Origin of the sequence: Sphingomonas radiodurans (assembly GCF_020866845.1) — a bacterium.
GTDB lineage: Bacteria > Pseudomonadota > Alphaproteobacteria > Sphingomonadales > Sphingomonadaceae > Sphingomonas > Sphingomonas radiodurans.
The window spans coordinates 703,615-726,444 of the sequence record NZ_CP086594.1; the positions used below are offsets into that span (position 1 = coordinate 703,615).

21 protein-coding genes are annotated in these 22,830 nt (G+C 66.5%); 11 read left to right on the forward strand and 10 right to left on the reverse strand.

The features are described 5' to 3' along the window. Positions 1 to 67: 67 nt before the first annotated feature. Positions 68 to 610, reverse strand: coding sequence for a fasciclin domain-containing protein (locus LLW23_RS03455; protein WP_228948448.1), 543 nt, complete (start codon positions 608 to 610; stop codon positions 68 to 70). A gap of 139 nt (positions 611 to 749) precedes the next feature. On the opposite strand from LLW23_RS03455, the gene LLW23_RS03460 reads away from it, so the two are divergent. From LLW23_RS03460 to LLW23_RS03480, 5 genes are all read left to right on the forward strand, one after another. Then, positions 750 to 2,156 carry an MATE family efflux transporter gene (locus tag LLW23_RS03460; RefSeq protein WP_228947391.1) on the forward strand — a complete coding sequence of 469 codons (1,407 nt, stop codon included), beginning with the start codon at positions 750 to 752 and terminating at the stop codon, positions 2,154 to 2,156. Between the two features lie 132 nt (positions 2,157 to 2,288). Next, on the forward strand, positions 2,289 to 2,576 hold the full coding sequence (gene groES / locus LLW23_RS03465; RefSeq protein ID WP_228947392.1) for a co-chaperone GroES: 288 nt from the start codon (positions 2,289 to 2,291) through the stop codon (positions 2,574 to 2,576). Positions 2,577 to 2,631: 55 nt separating this feature from the next. After that, complete coding sequence (groL, locus tag LLW23_RS03470; protein ID WP_228947393.1) at positions 2,632 to 4,269, forward strand: chaperonin GroEL; 1,638 nt, start codon at positions 2,632 to 2,634, stop codon at positions 4,267 to 4,269. Between the two features lie 181 nt (positions 4,270 to 4,450). After that, positions 4,451 to 5,020, forward strand: coding sequence for a Uma2 family endonuclease (locus LLW23_RS03475; RefSeq protein WP_228947394.1), 570 nt, complete (start codon positions 4,451 to 4,453; stop codon positions 5,018 to 5,020). 51 nt (positions 5,021 to 5,071) lie between these two features. Further along, the gene (locus tag LLW23_RS03480; RefSeq protein WP_228947395.1) at positions 5,072 to 6,847 is read left to right on the forward strand and encodes an ABC-F family ATP-binding cassette domain-containing protein; all 1,776 of its coding nucleotides are present in this window, start codon (positions 5,072 to 5,074) and stop codon (positions 6,845 to 6,847) included. Positions 6,848 to 7,009: 162 nt separating this feature from the next. On the opposite strand, the gene LLW23_RS03485 is transcribed toward LLW23_RS03480, so the two are convergent. Then, complete coding sequence (locus LLW23_RS03485; protein ID WP_228948449.1) at positions 7,010 to 7,816, reverse strand: ATP-binding protein; 807 nt, start codon at positions 7,814 to 7,816, stop codon at positions 7,010 to 7,012. A gap of 14 nt (positions 7,817 to 7,830) precedes the next feature. Continuing rightward, positions 7,831 to 8,817, reverse strand: coding sequence for a mannose-1-phosphate guanylyltransferase (locus tag LLW23_RS03490; RefSeq protein ID WP_228948450.1), 987 nt, complete (start codon positions 8,815 to 8,817; stop codon positions 7,831 to 7,833). Positions 8,818 to 9,078: 261 nt separating this feature from the next. On the opposite strand from LLW23_RS03490, the gene LLW23_RS03495 reads away from it, so the two are divergent. The 4 genes from LLW23_RS03495 to LLW23_RS03510 are packed head-to-tail and all read left to right on the forward strand — an operon-like array spanning position 9,079 to position 16,000. Continuing rightward, the gene (locus tag LLW23_RS03495) at positions 9,079 to 10,467 is read left to right on the forward strand and encodes a TIGR03013 family XrtA/PEP-CTERM system glycosyltransferase (protein ID WP_228947396.1); all 1,389 of its coding nucleotides are present in this window, start codon (positions 9,079 to 9,081) and stop codon (positions 10,465 to 10,467) included. A 10-nt stretch (positions 10,468 to 10,477) separates the two neighbouring features. Beyond that, entirely contained in the window at positions 10,478 to 12,547 is a 2,070-nt protein-coding gene (gene prsK / locus LLW23_RS03500) for an XrtA/PEP-CTERM system histidine kinase PrsK (protein WP_228947397.1), read from the forward strand. Then, the gene (gene prsR, locus LLW23_RS03505) at positions 12,544 to 13,890 is read left to right on the forward strand and encodes a PEP-CTERM-box response regulator transcription factor (protein WP_228947398.1); all 1,347 of its coding nucleotides are present in this window, start codon (positions 12,544 to 12,546) and stop codon (positions 13,888 to 13,890) included. Before prsK ends, prsR begins: the two co-directional genes overlap by 4 nt. Then, complete coding sequence (locus LLW23_RS03510) at positions 13,883 to 16,000, forward strand: tetratricopeptide repeat protein (protein ID WP_228947399.1); 2,118 nt, start codon at positions 13,883 to 13,885, stop codon at positions 15,998 to 16,000. The genes prsR and LLW23_RS03510 overlap by 8 nt, the downstream gene beginning before the upstream one ends. 144 nt (positions 16,001 to 16,144) lie before the next feature. On the opposite strand, the gene LLW23_RS03515 is transcribed toward LLW23_RS03510, so the two are convergent. The 3 genes from LLW23_RS03515 to LLW23_RS03525 form a co-directional block, all read right to left on the reverse strand. Continuing rightward, positions 16,145 to 16,501 (reverse strand): GntR family transcriptional regulator, encoded by a 357-nt coding sequence (locus LLW23_RS03515; RefSeq protein ID WP_228947400.1) that lies wholly within the window; start codon positions 16,499 to 16,501, stop codon positions 16,145 to 16,147. Between the two features lie 37 nt (positions 16,502 to 16,538). Next, positions 16,539 to 17,117, reverse strand: coding sequence for a nitroreductase family protein (locus tag LLW23_RS03520; protein WP_228947401.1), 579 nt, complete (start codon positions 17,115 to 17,117; stop codon positions 16,539 to 16,541). Between the two features lie 269 nt (positions 17,118 to 17,386). Then, positions 17,387 to 18,043, reverse strand: coding sequence for a hypothetical protein (locus LLW23_RS03525; RefSeq protein WP_228947402.1), 657 nt, complete (start codon positions 18,041 to 18,043; stop codon positions 17,387 to 17,389). A 275-nt stretch (positions 18,044 to 18,318) separates the two neighbouring features. On the opposite strand from LLW23_RS03525, the gene LLW23_RS03530 reads away from it, so the two are divergent. Continuing rightward, positions 18,319 to 19,923 carry a peptide MFS transporter gene (locus tag LLW23_RS03530; RefSeq protein ID WP_228947403.1) on the forward strand — a complete coding sequence of 535 codons (1,605 nt, stop codon included), beginning with the start codon at positions 18,319 to 18,321 and terminating at the stop codon, positions 19,921 to 19,923. A gap of 78 nt (positions 19,924 to 20,001) precedes the next feature. Beyond that, positions 20,002 to 20,679, forward strand: a complete 678-nt coding sequence (locus tag LLW23_RS03535) for an NnrU family protein (RefSeq protein ID WP_228947404.1) — start codon at positions 20,002 to 20,004, stop codon at positions 20,677 to 20,679. Positions 20,680 to 20,695: 16 nt separating this feature from the next. Here the strand turns inward: LLW23_RS03535 and mobA are convergent, their stop codons facing one another. The 4 genes from mobA to LLW23_RS03555 all read right to left on the reverse strand — a co-directional run bounded on the left by mobA (position 20,696) and on the right by LLW23_RS03555 (position 22,764). Further along, positions 20,696 to 21,226: a molybdenum cofactor guanylyltransferase gene (gene mobA / locus LLW23_RS03540; RefSeq protein WP_228947405.1), complete on the reverse strand. Its 531-nt coding sequence runs from the start codon at positions 21,224 to 21,226 to the stop codon at positions 20,696 to 20,698. A 91-nt stretch (positions 21,227 to 21,317) separates the two neighbouring features. Then, a complete protein-coding gene (locus tag LLW23_RS03545) occupies positions 21,318 to 21,863 on the reverse strand; it encodes a hypothetical protein (protein WP_228947406.1) in 546 nt (181 codons plus the stop codon). 95 nt (positions 21,864 to 21,958) lie between these two features. Beyond that, on the reverse strand, positions 21,959 to 22,387 hold the full coding sequence (locus LLW23_RS03550; RefSeq protein WP_228947407.1) for an OsmC family protein: 429 nt from the start codon (positions 22,385 to 22,387) through the stop codon (positions 21,959 to 21,961). An 80-nt stretch (positions 22,388 to 22,467) separates the two neighbouring features. Next, positions 22,468 to 22,764, reverse strand: coding sequence for a glycine zipper 2TM domain-containing protein (locus LLW23_RS03555; RefSeq protein ID WP_408642033.1), 297 nt, complete (start codon positions 22,762 to 22,764; stop codon positions 22,468 to 22,470). Positions 22,765 to 22,830: the final 66 nt, after the last annotated feature.

Here is a 22,830-nt window from a genome sequence, read left to right on the forward strand (position 1 = left end):
GGTTGCTGATTGCGCGATTTAGCCCGCGCCGGCACCCGATCTGGCACCAGCGCGGGCCATGAACAAATTACGGCATCAGCACCGTATCGACGACGTGGATCACGCCGTTGGACTGGCGGACGTCGGCGATCGTTACGTGTGACATGCCGCCCTTCGCGTCGGTCAGCATCAGCGTCTTGCCCATCATCGCCGCAGTCAGGGGCTCGCCCTGTACGGTGGTCAGCGTTGCCTTGCCGCCGCCAGCCTTGATCGCCTTTGCGATGTCCTTCGACGTCATCGTGCCCGCCACGACGTGATAGGTCAGGATCGAAGTCAGCGTCGCCTTGTTCTCAGGCTTCACCAGCGTGTCGACGGTTCCGGCAGGCAGCTTCGCGAAGGCGGCGTTCGTGGGCGCGAACACGGTGAACGGCCCCGGGCCACTCAGCGTCTCGACCAACCCGGCTGCCTTCACGGCCGCGACGAGCGTCGTATGGTCTTTCGACGCGACCGCATTGTCGACGATCGTCTTGGTCGGATACATCGCCGCACCGCCGACCATCGGATTCTTCTGTGCGAGGGCAGGCCCGCTGCCGGCCAGGGCCAGCGCGAATGCCACACCGCGGATCATCATCTTCGCCATTTGAATTTCTCCTGCGCGTTTGTCAGCGCACCCACAGCTACGAAGATAACCTGTTATAGTTTCACCGCAGGCTCACCTTTTCCACCCCGCGCTTTCCCCACATCCAAAACCCGCCTACCCGCGATCCGCCATGGAGATCGCCGCCAATCCACCGCTGACCGGCACGCGCCCCGTCACCGATCGAGCGGAGCTGTCGGCGCTCGTGCGGCTTGCCGGCCCCCTCGTCGGCGCGAACCTGTTGCAGATGGCGGTCAGCGCGGTCGACGTGATCTTCGTCGCTCGGCTGGGGACGGTCGATCTCGCCTCGGCGACGCTCGGCGTCTTCATGTTCAATCTTAGCATGTACGCGCTCATCGGTCTCACCAGTGCCGCCGCGCCGCTAATCGCTGCCGAGCTCGGTCGCCGCCGCCATGCGGTGCGCGAGGTGCGGCGCAGCGTACGCATGGCACTATGGGTCGGCGCGGCCGGCGCCCTCCCAGTGATCCTGATCCTCGCACACGGCGAAACGCTGCTGCTGCTCGCCGGGCAGGATCCCGAAGTCTCGCGACGCGCCGGGCGGTTCCTCGACATAATCGCCATCGCGATCGTGCCGGGCGTCGCGGCGGGCATCATGCGCACCGCCGCCGCCGCGCTCGGCCGCCCGGGCTGGGCGTTCGTCGTCACCGGGATCGCGCTCGCCGTCAGCATCCTCGCCAACTGGATGCTGGTGTTTGGCAACCTCGGCGCGCCGGCGCTCGGTCTAGAAGGATCGGCACTCGCGAGCGTCATCAGTCTCACGGCAATGGCATTGGCCTATGTCGCGATCCTCAAGTTCGATCGCCGCCTGCGCCGCTATCGCCTGTTCGGGCGCTGGTGGAACACCGAATGGTCGCGCTTTCGCGAGATCGTGCGGCTCGGCGTGCCGATCATGCTGACGTGGGTGTTCGAGGGCGCGCTGTTCGGCGGTGCGGCGATCCTGATGGGGCTGATCGGCGTCAACGAAGTCGCGGCGCACGCAGTCGCGCTCAACATCGCCGCCGTCGCCTTCCAGATCCCGTTCGGCATCTCGCAAGCCGCGACGATCCGCGTCGGCATGGCCTATGGCGCGGGCGATCACGCGTGGATCGCGCGCGCCGGCCGCGTGGCGCTGGTGCTCGGCATCGGCTTCATGGTGATCACCGCCACCGCGATCTGGGCGACGCCGCGGCTGTTCATCAGCGCCTATATCGATGTCGACGCGCCGCAGAACGCGATCGTCGTCGCACTCGCGATTAAGTTCCTCGTGCTCGCCGCGATATTCCAGCTGGTCGATGGCGCGCAGGCAGTCGCCGCCGGCGTGCTGCGCGGGCTGCAGGATACCCGCATGCCGATGCTGATCGCGCTGTTCGGCTATTGGGTCGTCGGCTTCGGCACCTCGATCTTCCTCGGCTTTTACGCCGGCTGGGCTGGCGTCGGGATCTGGACCGGCCTCGCCGTGGGCCTGCTGGCAGTGTCGATCCTGCTCCTGTGGCGCTGGCAGGCGCGCGAACGGCTCGGCCTGCTCCCGGGCTCAATCTGACGATTTGTTCAGCTGATTGATCGTTACGCCTGTTGACGCGACGCGTTGGCACTCTCATATGGCGAGTGCTGGCACTTGACCCCGTCGAGTGCCAAAAAATTGTCATACTCCGCTCAACAAGAGGGAAACCGCATGAACTTTCGTCCGCTGCATGATCGCGTGCTCGTACGCCGCGTCGAGGCCGAGGAAAAGACGGCCGGTGGGATCATCATCCCCGACACCGCCAAGGAAAAGCCGCAGGAAGGCGAAGTCGTCGCCGCCGGTGCCGGCGCCAAGTCGGAAGACGGCAAGATCAGCCCGCTCGACGTCAAGGCCGGTGACCGCATCCTGTTCGGCAAGTGGTCGGGCACCGAGGTCAAGGTGAACGGCGAAGACCTGCTCATCATGAAGGAATCGGACATCCTCGGCATTCTCGCCTGAGATCGTTCGACCTCCTCAACTTCCTCAACATTCGTTGATTTGAAAGGGTAGCCACATGGCAGCCAAGGACGTAAAATTCGGTCGTGACGCGCGTGAGCGCATCCTGCGCGGCGTCGACATTCTCGCCGATGCAGTGAAGGTTACGCTGGGGCCAAAGGGCCGCAACGTCGTCATCGACAAGAGCTTCGGCGCACCGCGCATCACCAAGGACGGCGTCACCGTCGCCAAGGAGATCGAGCTCAAGGACAAGTTCGAGAACATGGGCGCCCAGATGGTGCGCGAAGTGGCCTCGAAGACCAACGACATCGCCGGTGACGGCACCACCACCGCGACCGTTCTCGCTCAGGCGATCGTTCGCGAGGGCATGAAGTCGGTTGCAGCCGGCATGAACCCGATGGATCTGAAGCGCGGCATCGATATCGCCGTGATCAAGGTCGTTGAGGACGTGAAGGCACGCTCTAAGCCGGTGTCGGGTTCGGCCGAGATCGCCCAGGTCGGCATCATCTCCGCGAACGGCGACAAGGAAGTCGGCGAGAAGATCGCGGAAGCGATGGAGAAGGTCGGTAAAGAAGGCGTGATCACCGTCGAGGAAGCGAAGGGTCTCGAATTCGAGCTCGACGTTGTCGAGGGCATGCAGTTCGACCGCGGCTATCTGTCGCCATACTTCATCACCAACCCGGAGAAGATGTCGGTCGAACTCACCGATCCGTACATCCTGATCCACGAGAAGAAGCTGTCGAACCTGCAGGCGATGCTCCCGATCCTGGAAGCAGTCGTGCAGTCGGGTCGCCCGCTGCTGATCATCGCCGAGGACATCGAGGGCGAGGCTCTGGCCACGCTCGTCGTGAACAAGCTGCGCGGCGGCCTGAAGGTCGCAGCGGTCAAGGCACCGGGCTTCGGCGATCGTCGCAAGGCGATGCTCGAGGACATCGCTGTCCTTACCAAGGGCGAAGTGATCAGCGAGGATCTCGGCATCAAGCTCGAGACCGTTACGCTGGGCATGCTCGGCACCGCCAAGCGCGTGTCGATCGACAAGGACAACACGGTCATCGTCGACGGCGCCGGTGATTCCGATGCGATCAAGGGCCGCACCGAAGCGATCCGTCAGCAGATCGAGGTCACGACCTCGGACTATGACCGCGAGAAGCTGCAGGAGCGTCTCGCCAAGCTCGCTGGCGGCGTTGCCGTCATCAAGGTCGGCGGCGCCACCGAGGTCGAGGTCAAGGAGCGCAAGGATCGCGTCGACGACGCCCTCCACGCAACTCGCGCAGCAGTCGAAGAGGGCATCGTCCCCGGCGGCGGCACGGCCCTCCTGTACGCAACGAAGGCACTCGACGGCCTGAAGGGCGTGAACGAGGACCAGACGCGCGGTATCGACATCGTCCGCAAGTCGCTAACCGCTCTGGTTCGCCAGATCGCGCAGAACGCCGGCCATGACGGCGCCGTGGTTTCGGGCAAGCTGCTCGACCAGGACGACACGTCGTTCGGCTTCAATGCTTCGACCGACGTGTACGAGAACCTCGTCACCGCCGGCGTGATCGACCCGACCAAGGTCGTCCGCACCGCGCTGCAGAACGCCGCATCGGTGGCTGGTCTCCTGATCACCACCGAAGCGACCGTTTCGGAGCTGCCGGACGACAAGCCCGCGATGCCCGCAATGGGCGGCGGCGGCATGGGCGGCATGGACTTCTGATTTTCGACCGGGGCAGCGAAAGCTGCCCCGGACAGAAAATCAGAACGGCCAGCGGGTTTGCGCAAGCCAACCCGTCTGACGTCCAGCAGCGGCTTCGCCGCTGCCCCGTTCGAAAGAAAGGGTCGGGTGCATCAAGCACCCGGCCCTTCTTTTGTTGGAGCAACACTGGTATCTTTCGGTGATGGCTGAAGTCGCTCTCGATCCCGCTTATCGCCGCATCTCCGTCGAAGAGTTCCTCGCGATGAACTTTGGCGATGCGAAGGCGGAATTGGTCGACGGCCTGATTTACATGATGGCCGGCGGCACGGAGATACATTCCCGTATCGCCATAAACGTGATCCTGACGATCGGACCGATGCTACGCGGCAGCGGCTGTCGCCCTTATGGCTCCGATCTCGGCGCGCGGACGGGGGAGCGCACAGTTCGTCTCCCCGACGTTGCGATCTACTGCAATAATCCGGCCTCGGACGAAAACGCGCAGAAGCTGCTGCTCGGCGATCCTCGCGTTGTTTTTGAGGTTCTTTCGCCATCAACGTCCGCACTCGATCAAAAAACGAAGTTGAACGAGTATCGTGATTTGGCGGGCGTGAGCGAAATCGTGTTGATCGATCCGTCGACGCATAGGATCCGGCTAGTCGAACGGACAGGCGTCGATGCGTGGAACGATCACTGGTTACAGCCGGGCGAGGATCTCCACCTCGCGTCCCTAGACCTCACTCTGCCCCACGCCGAAATCTTCGCCGACGACTGACGCACGCTTGCCGCTTGGCGCATCGCCCCCGCGCCCCTATCTGCCGCCCCCATGGCTGCCCCAATCCTAGCGTACGAAGACCTCGGCCTTATCCAGGGCTCCGGCTGGCTCTTTCGCAATCTCAATTTCTACGTCGGCCCGCGCGATCGGCTCGCGCTGATCGGCCGTAATGGCGCCGGCAAGACGACGCTGCTGAAGCTGATCGCCGGCACGATCGACAGCGACGAGGGCCGGCGTACGATCGTGCCCGGCACGCGCGTCGTGCTGCTCGAACAGGATCCCAACCTCGTCGGCTACGCCACGCTCGCCGATTACGTCATGGCCGGCGACGACGCGCCCGAACATTACGAGGCCGATGCCATCGCTGACCAGCTCGGCATCGATCTCAGCCGCGACGCCGCCACCGCTTCGGGCGGCGAGCGCCGCCGCGCCGCGATCGTCCGCGCACTGGCGCAGGATCCCGACGTCTTGCTGCTCGACGAGCCCACCAACCATCTCGATATCAGCGCGATCGAGTGGCTCGAGGAATGGCTCGGGCGTTTCCGCGGCGCCTTCGTCGTCATCAGCCACGATCGCACCTTCCTCACCCGCCTCACCAAACAGACGCTCTGGCTCGACCGCGGGAACATGCGCCGCGCCGAAGTCGGCTTCGGCGGTTTCGAAGCCTGGACCGAGCAGGTCTTCGCCGAGGAACAGCGGCAGGCCGAACGGCTCGATGCCAGGCTCAAGCTCGAAGAACATTGGCTGCTGCGCGGCGTCACTGGCCGTCGCCGCCGCAACCAGGGCCGGCTGACCAAGCTCAAGGAAATGCGCGCCGAACGCGCCTCGATGATCGGCCCACAGGGCACCGCGGCGCTCTCAATGGGCAGCGACGACAACAAGACCAAGGTCGTGATCGACGCCGAACACGTCACCAAATCCTATGACAAGCGCACGATCATCCGCGATCTCACGCTCCGCGTCACCCGCGGCGACCGGATCGGCATCGTCGGCCGTAACGGTGCGGGCAAGACGACGCTGCTGAAGCTCCTCACCGGCGAGCTCGCCCCCGACAGCGGCCGGGTAAAGCTGGCGAAGACGCTCGACGGCATCGTCATCGATCAGCAGCGCAAGCTGATGGCCCCCGAGAAAACGGTGCGCGACGTGCTGGCGGAGGGCGGTGAGTGGATCGACGTGATGGGCGTCCGCAAGCACATCCACGGCTATCTCAAGGAATTCCTGTTCGATCCCAACCTCACCGAGGCGAAGATCGGCTCGCTCTCCGGCGGCGAACGCTCCCGACTGCTGCTGGCGCGCGAGTTCGCCCGCCCGTCGAACCTGCTGGTGCTCGACGAGCCGACCAACGATCTCGATCTCGAAACGCTCGATCTGCTGCAGGAAGTGATCGGCGACTACGCCGGCACCGTGCTGATCGTCAGCCACGACCGCGACTTCCTCGATCGCACGGTTACGGTGACGCTCGGGCTCGACGGCTCGGGCAAGGTCGATGTCGTGGCCGGCGGATACGAGGACTGGGAACGCCAACGCGCGCCCGCAGCCGGATCGCGCAAGGCCGCCGCCAAAGCGGTTGCAGCCGCCCCCGCACAGACAAAGACCAAGCTCACCTACAAGGACCAACGCGATCTCGACCAGCTCCCCGCACGGATCGAAGCCCTCGACCAGGCAATCGCCCGCGACGAAGCCACCCTCGCTGACCCCGCCCTCTACGTCCGCGACCCTGCCGCGTTCGATAGGCTGATGAAGACAATCGCCAAGGCCCGCGACGAAAAGGAAGCGGCGGAGCTACGCTGGCTAGAACTGGCAGAAATGTCGGAAGGGCTGGGCTGATCGCCTCTCAATGCTCTCCGAGCTCGCTCGGGGAGGGGGACCACGCGAAGCGTGGTGGAGGGGCTGGCCTGGCGAGACCGTGCCGCATCCCACCCCCTCCACCACTCGCCTACGGCGAGCGGTCCCCCTCCCCAAGCGAAGCTTGGGGAGGATTGGAAAAGATCACACCGCCTTCCCCGCCCGCCCGGCAAGATCCACCACATAGTGCCACGCCACCCGCCCCGACCGGCTCCCCCGCCGCGTCGCCCACAACATCGCATCGGCCTGATCAAACGGCAGCCCAAACCGCGCCGCATACCCCCGCACGATGTCGAGATACAGCGGCTGATCGACCACATGGAACCCAAGGCTCAGCCCGAAGCGATCCGCTAGCGCCAGCTGATCGTCCACCGCGTCGCGCGCGTTGATCGCATTTTCCTGCTCGTGCATGTCGCGCGGGATCAAATGCCGCCGGTTCGAGGTCACCACCAGCCGCGCATTCGCCGGCCGCGCCTCCGCCCCGCCCTCCAGCAGCGAACGCAAGACCCGCGCATCAGCCGCCGCGTCGAACCCCAGGTCGTCAAGGAACAGCACGAACGCCCGCGGCACGCCGGCGATCGTGTCGAACAGCGCCGGCAAGCTATCGAGCCGGTCCGCCGTCACCTCGACCAGCGCCAGCGCACCGCCAGCCGCCTGCACCGCGCCGACGCTTGCCTTCACCAGCGCCGACTTGCCCGTTCCCCGCGCACCCCACAGCAACGCATCCTGCGCCGCATGCCCCGCCGCCAGCCGCTCGAGATTGCCCGTCAGCGCCGCCTTCTGACCATCCACCCCCTGCAGCAAATCGAGCGGCAACGGCGCGAACGCCCGCGCCGCCACCAGCACGTGATCCCGCCACACATAGGCCGCGTGCGCCAGCGGGTCGGCGGCGACGGGCGGCGGCGGCGCAAGCCGCTCCAACGCGCCAGCGATGCGGGCGAGATCATCCATGCGCGGCTGATCGCTCAATCCTTCATCGCCTCCAGCAACTTCTTCACTTCCTGGCTGCGCCCGCGCGGTAGGATCAGGATGTCGTTGCCCGAGGCGACCACGATCAGGTTGCTTACCCCCACCATCGCGATCCGCGCGCCGTCGGTCCGCGCCAAGCAGTTCGTGGTGTCGAGCGCGATCACGTCGCCACGGATCGCATTGCCGCCCGCATCCGCCGCGCTGATCGCGTGCAGCGCGTCCCAGCTGCCGACATCGTTCCAGCCCATCGTCACCGGCACCACCGCGACACGGCTCGCCTTCTCCATCACCGCATAATCGATCGACTCGTTCGGCGCCTCGGCGAACGGTTTGGCGGCCGGCCGCACATGCGTGCCGACACGCTCGCCCTCGGCCAGCGACCGCCGCACCGCATCGAGCATCACCGGCTCATATTGCGCCAGTGCATCCAGATAGGCGTCGGCGCGGAACAGGAAGATTCCGCCGTTCCACGCATAGCCGCCGTCCGCCAGCATCGCCTCGGCATCCGCCAGCGGCGGCTTCTCGACGAAGCGATCGACGCGATGCACTCCGTCCGCGATCGGCTCGCCCACCTTGATATAGCCATAGCCGATCTCCGGCGCGTCCGGCGCGATGCCGAACGTCACCATCCAGCCGTCCTGCACCACCGGCAGAGCCGCCGCGATCGCCGCGCGGAACGCATCGACATCCTCGATCACATGGTCCGACGGCATCACTAACAGCGGCGCCTCCGGATCGCGCGCGACCAGGGCCGCAAGCGCGATCGCAGGCGCAGTGTTGCGCCCGATCGGCTCCAAGATCAGCGCCTGCGGCTTTGCGCCGACCGCCGCCAGCTGCTCCTCGATCATGTCGGTGTGGCGCGCGTTAGCGACCACGATCGGCGCGTCGAACGCCTCACCCGCCACGCGCGTCGCGGTCAGCTGCAGCATCGTCTCGTCGGCGGTCAGCGCCAGCATCTGCTTGGGCCGCTCTGGCCGCGACATTGGCCAAAGCCGCGTCCCCGATCCACCGGACAGGATGACGGGAACGATCGACCGCATCAATTTCTCCTAGCAAGGCTGGCCCTCGGCCCGGGCGGGCCGCTGGCGTTCGACTATCGGGGATTCCCCGCGCCGTACAATGCGGTTGTGTCATTTCCGATCCAAACGCTTCTCAAAACCTTATCTTCAGGCTTTGTTTGCCATTTCCTGCGACACACCGACTGTCGGAATCCCTTACAAGGCGGGACGGGCGGGCGCGGGCGAATGATCAGGGTCTTCAAACATTATGTGCCCAACGCGGTCGCCCTACTCGGGCTGATCGATCTCGTGCTGCTGCTGGCCGCGGCGGAGGTCGGTTGGCTACTGCGCGCCTGGCAGCTCGGCATGGTGCCCGAGGTGATCTGGACCCGCCTGCCCGAGCTCGTCACCTTCGCTCTGCCGCTCGCCACCGCGATGATCGCCGTCGGCGCCTACCAGGCCGACGTGCTCGTCTCGACGCGCCAGGCGGTGATGCGGCTGATCGTCGCGGTCTGCCTCGGCGTCATTTTCCTCAGCCTGATGTTCTTCTTCTTTCCCTCGATCACACTGTGGCGATCGAGCCTGTTCTACGCGATGGTCTTCGCGATCATTGGCCTCACCGCGGTGCGTGTCCTGTTCGGCAAGCTGCTCGGCGGCGAGCGCTTCAAGCGTCGGATCGTGGTGCTAGGCGCCGGCCATCGCGCCGCACGACTGGGCGCGCTTGAGCACGCCAACGGCTCGAGCTTCGTCGTCGCCGGCTATGTCGCAATGGGCGAGCCGGTGACCGTCGTCGATGGAGCGCTCCCCCGCGACGATATCCCGAACCTCGCCGCGCATGTCGTTGAACTCGGGGCGCTCGAAGTCGTCCTCGCAATCGAGGAACGGCGCAACGCGTTGCCGCTAAAGGATCTGCTGCGCGTCAAGACGACCGGCGTCCACGTCAGCGATTTCTCGACCTTCCTCGAACGCGAGACGGGCCGGATCGATCTCGCCAGCGTCAACCCATCGTGGCTGATCTTCTCCGATGGCTTCGCCTCGGGCCGGATGATCTCGGCGATGATCAAGCGCGCGTTTGACATTGCGGCGAGCGCGCTGCTGCTTGCGCTGTCGCTGCCGGTGATCATCGTCACCGCCATCGCGATCAAGCTCGAAAGCCGTGGCCCCGCCTTTTATCGCCAGCGCCGCGTCGGGCTATACAACGAGCCGTTCGACATCCTGAAGCTGCGCTCGATGCGGCAGGATGCCGAGGTCGCCGGCCAGGCCGTCTGGGCACAAGAGCGTGACCCGCGCATCACCCGGATCGGCCGCTTCATCCGCATGGTCCGCATCGACGAGCTGCCGCAGTGCTGGAGCGTGCTGAAGGGCGAGATGAGTTTCATCGGCCCGCGGCCCGAACGGCCCCAATTCGTCACCGAGCTGGAAGAGCATCTGCCCTTCTACGCCGAACGCCACATGGTGAAACCGGGTATCACTGGCTGGGCGCAGATCAATTACCCGTACGGCGCCTCGATCGAGGATGCGCGCCACAAGCTCGAATACGATCTCTATTACGCCAAGAACTATTCGCCCTTCCTCGATCTGCTGATCCTGCTGCAGACGCTGCGCGTCGTGCTGTGGCCGTCGGGCGCGCGCTGATGCCGCGCCGATGATCACCGCGCCGATGACCTTGTGGACGCACGCGCTCGCCGCGCTGCTGTTCGGCACGCTCGCGCTGGCGCAAGTGCGCGCCACCGGCCGCGGGCTGCCACGCCTCACCTTCATCGCCGCGCTCGTCGCAACGGCTTTATGGGCGCTCGCGGTGGCCGGGCTCGATACGCGCGATGTCGCCACCCGCGTCGCGGAAAGCGTGCGCAACCTCGCTTGGCTCGCCTTCATGTACGCGCTCGCGCGACGCGATCGATCGGCCCCGGCGCTGCGTTGGGCCGCCAGCGTCTATGCCGCCGTCGCGCTCGTGGTAGCGGGAAGCGCCGTGCTCGCGGTCGCCTCCGCCATGACGGCCGATCGCGAGGCGGTGGCGGCGTACAGCTATGCGCGCGTCCTGCTCCGCATGCTGGCCGCGATCGCCGCGCTGCTGCTCGTCAACCAGTTGCGGCATGGGGCGGCTTGGCGCAGCCGCGGCGGGATACGTATCGTTGCGGTCGCGCTGTCGCTGATGTGGGCGGTCGATCTCCTGATCTACTGCACCGCCTGGTTCGTCGAGGGATGGCCGGAGGGTCTGATCGACGCACGCGGCGCGATGATGGTCGTGCTAGCGCCGCTGTTCGGGCTTGCGGTGCAGCGCGACGGCCACTGGACGTTGCAGGTCTCGCGCACCGTCGCGCTGCAATCGCTCTCGATCATTACCATCGGGCTCTATGTCGTCGTGACTGGCCTTGCGACCGGCGTGATCGCCGCATTCGGTGGCAACCATGCGCGGATCGTCCAGACCGCGTTCGTCTTCGGCACCACCGCCACGCTGCTGACGATCGTCTCCACCCCTTGGGTCCGCGCCTGGGCCAAGGTCGTGGTCGCCAAGCACCTCTTCAGCCACCGCTACGATTATCGCAGCGAGTGGCTGCGCTTCACCGAAACGCTCGGCGCCCCCGGCGGCGACGCGCCATCGCTCGACGTGCGCGTGGTGAAGGCGATCGCCGACCTCACCGACTCGCCGGGCGGCTTGTTACTGGTGCCCGACGGCCCCGGCCTAGGCCTTGGCGTGACCTGGAACTGGCCCGATGCGCCGCGGCCGAGCGAGACCGACGAGGCGCTGTTTGCCCACCTCGCCAGCAGCGGCCGCATCATCGAGCTCGATGCGGTGCGCGGCGATGGCGCCGATGCCGACGACAGCAGCAGCGTCGCCGCCTGGTTGCGCGACAATGCCGACGCCTGGGCAGTCGTGCCGCTGGTTCACTTCGACCGGCTCGCCGGCGCGATCGTGCTCGCCCGCCCGTCGCTGGATCGCGCGCTCGATTGGGAGGATTTCGACCTGCTCGGCGTCGCTGGCCGCCAGGCCGCGAGCTACCTCGCCGAATCGCGCGCGCACGCCGCGCTCGCCGACGCGCAGCGCTTCGACGAGTTCAACCGCCGCTTCGCCTTCATCATGCACGATCTGAAAAACCTCGTGAGCCAACTTACCCTCGTCGCGCGCAATGCCGAGCGCCACGCAGACAACCCCGCGTTCCGGGCCGACATGGTCGCGACGCTCACCGAATCCTCCGCGCGGATGAATGCGCTGCTCGCGAAGCTGTCGCAGCATCACGGCAGTCGCGGCGAAGCGATCCGCGCCGTCCCGCTGCTCGCGCTCGCCGAAGGGATCGCCGCTGCACGCCGCGCGCAGCACCCGGTGCTCGCCAGCGGTGATCCGCACGCGATGGCGACCGCGGACCCAAGCGCGCTCGAAACGCTTGTCACGCACCTCGTCCAGAACGCCATCGAGGCAAGCGCTCCCGACCGCGCCGTCACGCTGCATGTCGCGACCGAGGCAGGCCGCGCCACCATCACCGTCGCCGATGAAGGCTGCGGCATGTCCCCCGCCTTCGTGCGCGATCAGCTGTTCCGCCCCTTCGTATCGGGCAAGCCCGGCGGCTTTGGCCTTGGCGCGTTCGAGGCGCGGCAACTCGCCGAAGCGATGGGCGGCACGGTGACCGTCACCAGCCGCGAGGGCGAGGGAACCAGCTTCCGCATCACCCTGCCGCTCGCCGCCCCCAGCACCGACGCCTTGGGAATCGCCGCATGACCGAAACCCGCAAGCTGCTGATCGTCGAGGACGATCTCGGGCTCCAGCGCCAGCTCCGCTGGGCCTATGACGGCTATGAGGTGATTGTCGCCGGCGACCGCAGCAGCGCGATCGAGGCGCTGCGGCTGCACGAACCCGCGGTGGTGACGCTCGATCTCGGTCTTCCGCCAGACCCCGACGGCACCAGCGAGGGCTTCGCCGTCCTCGCCGAAATCCTGTCGCTAAAGCCCGATACCAAGGTGATCGTCGCCTCTGGCCACGGCGCCCGCGAAAGCGCGCTGAAGGCAATCGCCGACGGCGCCTGGGATTTCTACCGCAAGCCGATCGACATCGACGCGCTCGGGCTGATCGTCGCGCGCGCTTTCCACGTCCACGATCTCGAAGCCGAAAACCGCCGCCTCGCCGCCAACGGCGCCGTCCCCGCCTTGGGCGGCCTGATCACCGCCGCGCCCGAGATGGCGAAGGTGATGCGCACGATCGAGCGCGTCGCCCCCGCCGACGTCTCGGTCATGCTGCTCGGCGCAAGCGGCACCGGCAAGGAACTGCTCGCCCGCGGCCTGCACGAAACCTCGCGCCGATCGCGCGGTGCGTTCGTCGCAATCAACTGCGCCGCCATCCCCGAGACGCTGCTCGAAAGCGAATTGTTTGGCCACGAAAAGGGCGCGTTCACCGGCGCGGTGAAGACAACCGAGGGCAAGATCGAGCAAGCGCACGGCGGCACGCTCTTCCTCGACGAGATCGGCGACGTGCCGCTCCCGCTCCAGGTCAAGCTGCTGCGCTTCCTGCAGGAACGCGTCATCGAGCGGATCGGCGGGCGCAAGCCAATCGCGGTCGACACGCGCATCGTCTGTGCCACGCACCGCGACATCGACGCGATGGTCGCCGACGGCTCGTTCCGCGAAGACCTCTATTACCGCCTCGCCGAGATCGTCGTGCGCATCCCCTCGCTCGCCGAACGCCCCGGTGACGCGGCGCTGCTAGCCCGCCATTTCGTCACGAAATACGCGCGAACGATGAACCCCGGCGTGACCGGCCTCTCGCCCGAAGCGCGCGCCGCGATCGATGCGCACGACTGGCCCGGCAACGTGCGCGAACTCGAAAACCGCATGAAGCGCGCGGTGATCATGGCCGATGGCAAGCTCGTCACCGCCCCCGATCTCGATCTCGCCGCCGCCGACAATGCGCCGATCAACCTGCGCGCGGTGCGGGAAGCGGCCGATCGCACTGCTATCCGCCACGCGCTCGCCCGCGCCGACGGCAACATCTCGCACACCGCCCGGCTGCTCGGCGTCAGCCGGCCGACGCTCTACGACCTGCTCAAGAGTTACGATCTTCATGCTTGATACGCCGGCACGTTACCCGCTGCTGCGCGGCCGTCGCCGGCGCGTGCCGCGCGCCAGCCGCCCCCTGTGGCTGAACGCCCGGAACGTCCGCATCCTCGCGGCCCTCGCCGCGATCGCGCTGCTGCTCGGCGGCATCGCCCTGCTCGCCCGCCGCGCGGCGCAGCCCGACCCGCGCGACGCCTTGCCGGCCAGCCTCGCCGCGCTCGCCCGCGGCAATTACAGCGCGGCACGCAACCATGCGATCGTCGCCACCAAAGGCCCCGACGGCGGCATCGCCAACGCCGTGCTCGCGCGCACCTATCTGCTGCTCGGTGAGGGAGTCTCCGCAGAGGGCGCGCTCAACCGCGCCGTCGCCGGCGGCGTGCCGCAAGCGCGCCTCCACCAATTGTTCGCCGACGCCTGGCTGCTGCAAGGCGACCCCGACCGCGCGCTCGCCGAAGCCGCCCGCACCGACCCGCGCTACGGCGGCTATGCCGCGCGCGTCCGCGCCCGGGCGCTCGCCGCGAAGGGTGATGTCCCCGCCGCCACGCGCGCGCTCGAAGCATTGATCGCGCGCAACCCGCGCAACGCCTACGCCTATGCCGATCTCGCCCGCGTCCGCCTCGACGCCGGCGACATCCTCGGCGGCGACGTGGCCGCGCGCCGCGCCGTCGCGCTCGATCCGGCCAATCTCGCCGCCAGCGTACTCGCCGGCGAGATCGTCCGCAGCCGCTACGGCCTCGTCGCCGCCCTGCCATGGTTCGAACGCGCGCTTGAGCGAGACGCCTTCTATCATCCCGCGCTAATCGCCTACGCCGCCACCGCAGGCGACGCAGGCCGCTATTCGGCGATGCTGAACGCCACCCGCCGTGCGCTCGCCGCGCGCCCCGGCAGCCCGCAGGCGCTGTACTTGAACGCAGTCATGGCCGCGCGCGCCGGCAACCGACCTCTCGCCCGCGCCATGCTCGCCAGGATGGGTGACGCCGGCCTCGGCACGCCCGGTGTCGTGCTCCTCTCCGGCCTCGTCGCGTACGCCGACGGCGGCTACGAACAGGCTGTCGTCAGCTTCCGCGAGATCGTCGGCCGGCAACCGATGAACCTCGTCGGCCGGCGCTTGCTGGGTGCCGCACTGCTCCGCTCGGGCGACGCGCGCGGCGCGCTCGATATACTTCGCCCGCTCGCCGTCCGCCCCGATGCCGACAGCTACACGCTCGGCCTCGTCGGTCGCGCCTTCGAGGCGACCGGCGAGCGCGACTGGTCCGCCCGCTTCCTCGATCGCGCCGCGCGCCCAATGCTCGCTACCCCGCGTCCGTTCGAGGGCGACAGCGGCGTCGCAGTGCTCGCCAACGCAGTTGCCGACGCGCCTGGCGATCCCGCCGCCGCCGTCGCCTATATCCGCGGCCTGATCGCCGCTGGAGACCCCGCCACCGCTTATGCCAAGGCTCAAGCAATAGCCGCCGTATCGCCCGGCGTGCCCGACGCGCAGACCCTCGCCGGCGACGTGCTCGCGAGCGCCGGCCGCTACGCCCCCGCGCTCGCCGATTACCGCCGCGCCGCCGATCTGCGCTTCGACGAACCCGCGTTGCTCCGCCTCGCCGAAGCCGCCGACCGCGCCGGCCAGCGCCGCCAGGGCGCCGAGGCGCTCGCGCTGTATCTCTCGCAGAACCCGCAAAGCATCGTCGCGCGCCGCGCGCTCGCCAACATGCAGCTCGGCGCGCGTGACTGGCAGGCGGCGATCGACACGCTCGAAACGCTGCGCGACGCGATCGGCCCGCGCGACGCATTGCTCATGGCGCAGCTCGGCTATGCCTATGCCGGCGCCGGTGATCCCAAGACAGGCGCGATCTACGCCCGCGCCGCGTATGCGATGGCGCCGATGAACCCAGCGGTCTGCGACGCCTATGGCTGGGCGCTATACGAAAGCGGCGACACGCCCTCCGCGCTGCAATTGCTCGTGAAGGCCTCGAAGCTAACCCCCGAGCACGCCGGCATCCGCTGGCACTTGGCGCAAGCCCTCGCCGACGCCAACCGCAACGCCGAGGCCCGCCAGCAAATCCAGATCGCGATGCGCGACCCCTCGTTCCAGGATCGCCAGCCGGCAACGGCGCTGCTCAAGGCGCTGACCACCTAACCGTCCCGTCGCTTAGGCCCTCGGCTGCCGCGCCTCCCGTCATTCCCGCGCAGGCGGAAATCCATATTCCAGGAAGGCGTTATGGATTCCCGCCTTCGCGGGAATGACGGCGCAGCGTAAGCCTAAAGCCTGGAGTCAGCAGGCCTAAGCCCGCTCGCGATCCAGCAGCCCGGCGGTATCCAGCCCCAGCAGATCGATATGCGCTCGGATCCGCGGCCAATGCTGCGTTACGAACGTCTCGCGCTCCGCCACGCGCAGCCGCTCCGCCGCACCCGGCAGCACGAACATGCCCACCCCGCGCCGCACCTCGACATAGCCCTCGTCCTGGAACGACTGATAGGCCTTCGCCACCGTTAGCGGATTGGCGCCATGCTCCGCCGCCAGCGCGCGCACCGAGGGCAATTGATCACCCGCGCGAAAGTCACCGCGCAGGATGCTTGCGGCGATCGTGCCGCGCAACCGGATGTAAACCGGGCTGTCATCGCTGCTCAGCGCTGTCATGCTGCCTTAATACAGCAATGGAGCGCCGCGTCGAGTCCTATGGTGTCCATTTCCGGACAGTTACGGCCAGATCGGGCCGCGGCCGCTCCTCCTGCGGGCGCGTCGGCGTGCCGATGAAGATGAACCCCGCGATCCGCTCGGGCGCCGCGCCGAACGCATCGCGCACCTGCTCGTTGAACGCCGCCCAGGTCGAAAGCCACCCGCCCGCAAACCCCATCGCGTGCGCCGCATGGAGCAAGTTCATGCACGCCGCCCCCGCCGACAATTCCTGCTCCCACACCGGAATCTGGCTCCCAAGCCGCGGCGACGACAAAGCGACGACGAGCGCCGGCGCCTGCCGCGCGAATTGCTCCACCGCGTCGAGTTCGAGCTGCTTCGCCCCCGGCCGCTCGCCGCGATAGGCATCGAGCAGCAAGGCCGCAAACGCATCGCGCTGCGCGTCCGCGACCATCACGAAGCGCCACGGCGCAAGCTTGCCATGATCCGGCGTGCGACACGCGATGGCACACATCTCCGCCACCTGCGCCTCGCTCGGCCCCGGCGCCCCCAGATCGCGCGGCTTTCCCGAACGGCGGGTCTGAAGGAGTGACAGCGGCGAGGACGTATCGTTGAACATGCTTCCTCTTATCGCGAAGCGCTCGCCAGTCGAACCTTTGATCGCCACCGCGCGCGCCGTCCTCGCGGCCTTAAGCCTGGACACACGGCTCCGTGAGCGTTGCCGCCCTAGCCATCTTTGCCGCACCTGCGCTGGCACTCATCCTCACCAGCCCGCGAGTGGGCGCCGGATTTCACTCGTTCCACTATTCAGAAGCGGCTCAGAACGGCAATTGTTGGGTGGATTTGCGACGGTCCGCTTTTTGCCGGTAGCACGCGACAGCGGACACTCTATCCGCGTTTCACCACGCCTGACAGCGTTGGCCTGTGCGCCACTTCCTTGATGTTCACCGCGTCCCGAAGCCGAATGCCGCTAACGAGATCAAACCCTTCCAAATACCAGCCCAAAGCAATTGGGTCGGCCTCGCTGTATGCCCGTGTCGCTTTGTCCGTATGAGAGATGAAAAGAAATGAAGGCTCTGGCCATGCTTTGATGTTAAACGAGACTTCTGTGACAAGTTTCTTCGTTTCGTTGCGCTTCAACAAAAATCGAAGATGCTCACCCTGCTCGCGCACGACCATATCAGCGCGGCCGATAGTGTCAGCCTGCTCAGGTCGAACAGTCAAGAGAGCAGCGACAATACCGCGCATAGCTATTTCGAGCGTGTCGAGGCCGTCCGGAAACTCCTTTGTTACGCCTACCTCGACATAACGATGCCACCACTCGGCATGGTTATCTGTTATTCGAGCCGAGCCTACCTCGATGGAAGGCGCGAAATGAACATAAAGCGCCGGGAACGAGCCTAAGCTGAAGCCTGCACCGTTTAAGTACCAAGCAATTCGACGGCCGTAAGCCACAGCCTCATGTTGCCCCTCCAGATATGAGTAGCGATCTCCAGCAAACAGCCTGATGTCGTTGATCAGGGACGGGCGGCCATCTTTTGTCATGCGCGAAGGTCGGCTCTTGGCACCTCAGATTGCAACAGCAAATGGCAATAAGTGGGCGACAGCGGACTGGCTGGTCTCCAAGGGCGAAGCGAGGGCACGGCCAAAAGCCCTACTTCCACCGGTTATCCCATACACCCCGAACCCGCCCCGCAGCGACCGCAGCCACCGACAATCGTCTCACCGGCAACAACCCCTTGGAATCCTGATTTCGCACGCTAGGCTCGCGCGCACCAAGGGGAGCGTTCATCCCCGGCCGACTTTCCGGGAGCGTATTCTTGCCCATCATTCCGTCGATCGCGCTTGGTTTTCTCGCGATCCTGCTGGCCGGCGGCACCGTCGCCGCGACCACCAAGGGGCCCGAGTTCCTGGGCCATCCCAAGGGCCTCTACGTCCTGTTCTTCGCCGAAATGTGGGAGCGTTTCTCCTATTACGGCATGCGCGCACTGCTGATCTTCTACCTGACCAAGCACTGGCTGTTCGATGACGGCAAGTCGAACCTGATCTACGGCGCCTATACCAGCCTGGTGTACATCACCCCGGTGCTCGGCGGCTATCTCGCCGATCGCTATCTGGGGCAGCGCAAGGCGGTGGTATTCGGGGCGGTATTGCTCACGCTCGGCCATTTGCTGATGGCGGTCGAGGGCGATGGTGGTCAGGGCTCGTCGGCGCTCAACGTCTTCTGGCTCGCGCTCGCCTTCATCATCGTCGGCTCGGGCTTCCTGAAGGCCAATATTTCGGTGATCGTCGGCCAGCTCTATCCGCTCACCGATGTGCGCCGCGACGGCGCCTATACGATCTTCTACATCGGCATCAACGTCGGCGCCGCGCTCGGTACGATCATGGCGGGTTGGCTCGGCGAAACCTATGGCTGGGCGTACGGCTTCGGCGCGGCGGGCATCGGGATGCTGCTTGGCCTCGTCGTGTTCGTGCTCGGCAAGCCGCTGCTGCTCGGCAAGGGCGAAGCGCCCGGCCCGCTCACGAAGAAGCTCGAATGGTCGCTTTACGGCGTCGGCCTCGCCGCCATCGCGGTGATCTGGGCGCTAGTCCAGTATCAGAGCGTCATCCAGACGCTGCTGATCATCTCGGGCATCGCGCTGCTCGGATACGTGCTGTTCGAAAGCTTCAAGCTCGAGCCGCACGCCCGCGATCGTATGTTCGCGGTGCTGTTCCTGATCGCGCTCAACCCGGTGTTCTGGGGCTTGTTCGAACAGGCCGGCGGCAGCCTCAATCTCTACACCGATCGCTACGTCGATCGCGGCGATGTGCCCGCGTCGCTGTTCCAGTCGATCAACCCGATCTACATCGTGTTGCTCGGTCCGATTTTCGCGGCCTTATGGGTGTTCCTCGGCAAGCGCGGCATCGAGCCGTCGGCGCCGGCCAAGTTCGGCCTCGCGCTGGCGCAGGTCGGCCTGTCGTTCCTCGTCTTCGTCTGGGGCGCGCGCACCGTCGGCGTCGAGGTCGCGACGCCGATCTTCTTCGTCTTCGCGATCTACTTCCTGCAGACGACCGGCGAGCTTTGCCTCTCGCCCGTCGGCCTCAGCGCGATGAATCGCCTCGCGCCCAAGCACCTCGCCAGCCTCATCATGGGCGCGTGGTTCTACATGACCGCGGTGGGCAATTTCGTCGCCGGCAAGATCGGCGAAGCAACCGGCGGCGAAAGCGGCGAGATGACCAAGGAAGGCACGCTCGCAATCTATTCGACGATCGGCTGGTGGACGATCGGCATCGCCGCCGTCGTCCTCGCCTTGAGCCCGCTGGTCCGCCGCTGGATGCACCTCGATACGCTGCAAGACGAAACCGGCCACGGCATGGCCGGCGAAGCCGAACTGGCCGAGCCACAAGCGGCCGGCTTCCGCACCGCCGGCGAAACGCGCCCCTGAAGTTCCACCCGTCGCCCCGGGCTTGACCCGGGGCTCCGCTTGTCATCCACTGTCGCCGGGCAGCGGGAAAGAGCGACGATGGGCAACGTGGTGGTGGCGGCGATCGCGTTCGTGGGCACGCACTTCCTGCTGTCGCATCCGCTGCGAGCGCCGTTGGTGCGCGCCGCCGGCGAGCGCGGCTTCATGGGCATCTACAGCCTGGTCGCCTTCGCCACGCTGATCTGGCTCGCCCGCGCCTACAGCGTCGCGCTCGAGGGCGTCCCGCTTTGGGAGGTCGGCGACGCCCTGTGGGCGATCGGTACGATCGTTATGCTCGCCGGCTCGATCCTGTTCATGGGTTCGGTGGTCCGCAACCCGGCGCTGCCCGAACAGAAGATGAGCGCAGTGCCCGAGGCCCGCGGTGTGTTCGCGATCACGCGTCACCCGATGATGTGGGGCTTCGCGCTGTGGGGCATCGTCCACATCCTGATCTACCCTGATCCCGCGAACATCGTCCTGTCCGGCGCGATCATCATCCTCGCGCTGATCGGCGCGCACATGCAGGATCGCAAGAAGGCGACGCTCCAGCCCGAATTCTGGCGCGAATGGGTGCGCCGCACCAGCTACTGGCCCTTCGCCGCCATCGCTGCCGGCCGCGCCCGGATCGGCAAGATCGGCATGCACGCGCTCGGCGGCGGCTTCGTCGTGTGGCTGGTCGCGACCTGGGCGCACATCCCGCTGGCCGGCTGGCCCGCCGGCATCTGGCGCTGGATCTGAAGTCAGCCGAACAACGCTACCGCCGCAAAGCCGCCAGATCACCCACCGTATTCACATTCACCGGCATCACATTCAGCGCCACCCCCCGCGCCCCGACAGCAGCGGTCCAATGCCGCACCGCCAGCGATCGATCCGCCGCCAACCACTCGGCCAGATGCTCCGCCAACGCACTCGGCCACCACCCGATCACCGGCAGCCCCGCGACATAGCTAGCCCCAGCCCCGCCCAGCCGCTCGACCAGATCCCCCGGCAGGATCGGCACATCGCACGGCGCGCTGAGCACTGCGGCAAAGCCATGCGCCCGCGCATGATGCAGAGCGCCCGCCAGCGCCCCCAACGGCCCTAGCCCCGCGCGCGGCCGATCCGCAACGCTCACCAGATCGCCGTGCGACCGCCCGACTACCACCAGCGCATCGGTTTGCGGCGCCAGCCCAGCCGCGACATGATCGATCAGCGCCCGCCCCTCGAACAGGGCTTCCGCCTTGTCCGCGCCGAACCGCCGCGCCTGGCCGCCGGCAAAAATCGCCCCGAGAACGTTGTTCCCCATGCCGGCACCCTAAGCCCCCGCCAGACCAACAAAAAGGGTGTCGGCGAATACACGCCGACACCCGAAATACTCCGATAATGATCCGCTTGCTTTAGCGGCAGACAACCTGACCGCGGTCGATCGTCCGTCCAAGCACCGCACCGATGCCAGCGCCCGCCAAAACGCCGAGCGTGTTCGACCGCCCGTTGGTGAGCAACCCACCCGCAAGGCCGCCACCGATTCCGCCGATGATCAGACCGGTCGTTCCGTCCGAACGACGGCAATAGTAGCGACCGTTGTTGCCGCGATAAATCCGATCGTTGCGTGTCAGGCGACGCGGCCGATAGTTGGCGCCCGCAACATAGAAATTGTCGGCATAGTAAGCGCGCTGGCCTGGCGGCAGGCGATTATAGTCGTAATTTCCAAAACGGCGACGATCCTGGCGCCAATCTTGGCGCGCATCGCGCCGGTCCTCGCGAAACTCCTGACGGGCTTCGCGGACGTCACGGCGTGAGTCGGCATTGCGCAGGTCGCGGTTCCGTTCCTGGCGCGCGTCACGCATGTCCTCGCGGTATTCGCGCTGTGCGCCGGATTGTGCGGCGACCGGCACGGCGGTCAGCGTGGTTGCGGCCAAAGCTGCAGCAAGAAAAATGCGCATCGTGGATGTTCCTTTTCGATGATGCCGCAAGAACAGCCCACCCAAGTCAGAAGTTGCGTGAACCGAAAACTACGTCGCGTTCATCGTGCCGACAGTCACTCCGCCAGTAGATGCGTAAGCGTGATCTCTGCATTCAACACCTTGGAAACCGGGCAATTTGCCTTTGCTTCCGCCGCCAGCCGCTCGAACTCGTCCGCAGCCAGCCCCGGCACCGCCGCCCGCAGATCGAGTGCAGACTTGGTGATCGTAAAGCCGTCACCGTCTTTCTCGAGCGTCACCTTGGCATGCGTCTCGAGCGTGCCCTTGTCGTGCCCCGCACCCGCCAACGCAAAGCTAAGCGCCATCGTGAAGCAGCTCGCATGCGCCGCCGCGATCAGCTCTTCGGGGTTGGTGCCCGGCTCGCTCTCGAACCGCGTCGCAAAGCCATAAGGCTGATCCGCCAGCGCGCCAGACTGGGTCGAAACCCACCCCCTGCCGTCCTTGCCAAAGCCCTCGTAGCGCGCAGAACCACTATGTGTCGGCATGTCGTCGTCTCCTCATAGCAAAAAGGGCGCGGTCCGTATGACCACGCCCCTTGCTGTTTCAATCGCCGTTGCGGGCCGGCTTAGCGGCAGCGACGACGGCTGGTGCCACGATCGACCTCACGGCCGGCCAGAGCGCCGACTGCGGCGCCGCCCAGCGTGCCGAGCGTCCGATCACCGCGCGTGTCGATCGTGCGGCCGAGCAGCGCGCCGGCAACACCGCCGACGATCAAGCCGGTCGTGCCATCAGGCTTGCGGCAACGCATCCGGCCGTCCTTCCCGCGCCATTCGCGATACTGCGAGCGGCGCTGTGCGTCCGCGTCGCCGGTCGTGACAATGAGGGTCGGCAGAACCATCGCAGAGGCGCCGAGCGCCAGCATCATGTTACGCATGTTACTCTCCCTTGAGATCCGCCGCCTGGAACAAATCGGACGGCGTCGATTGAT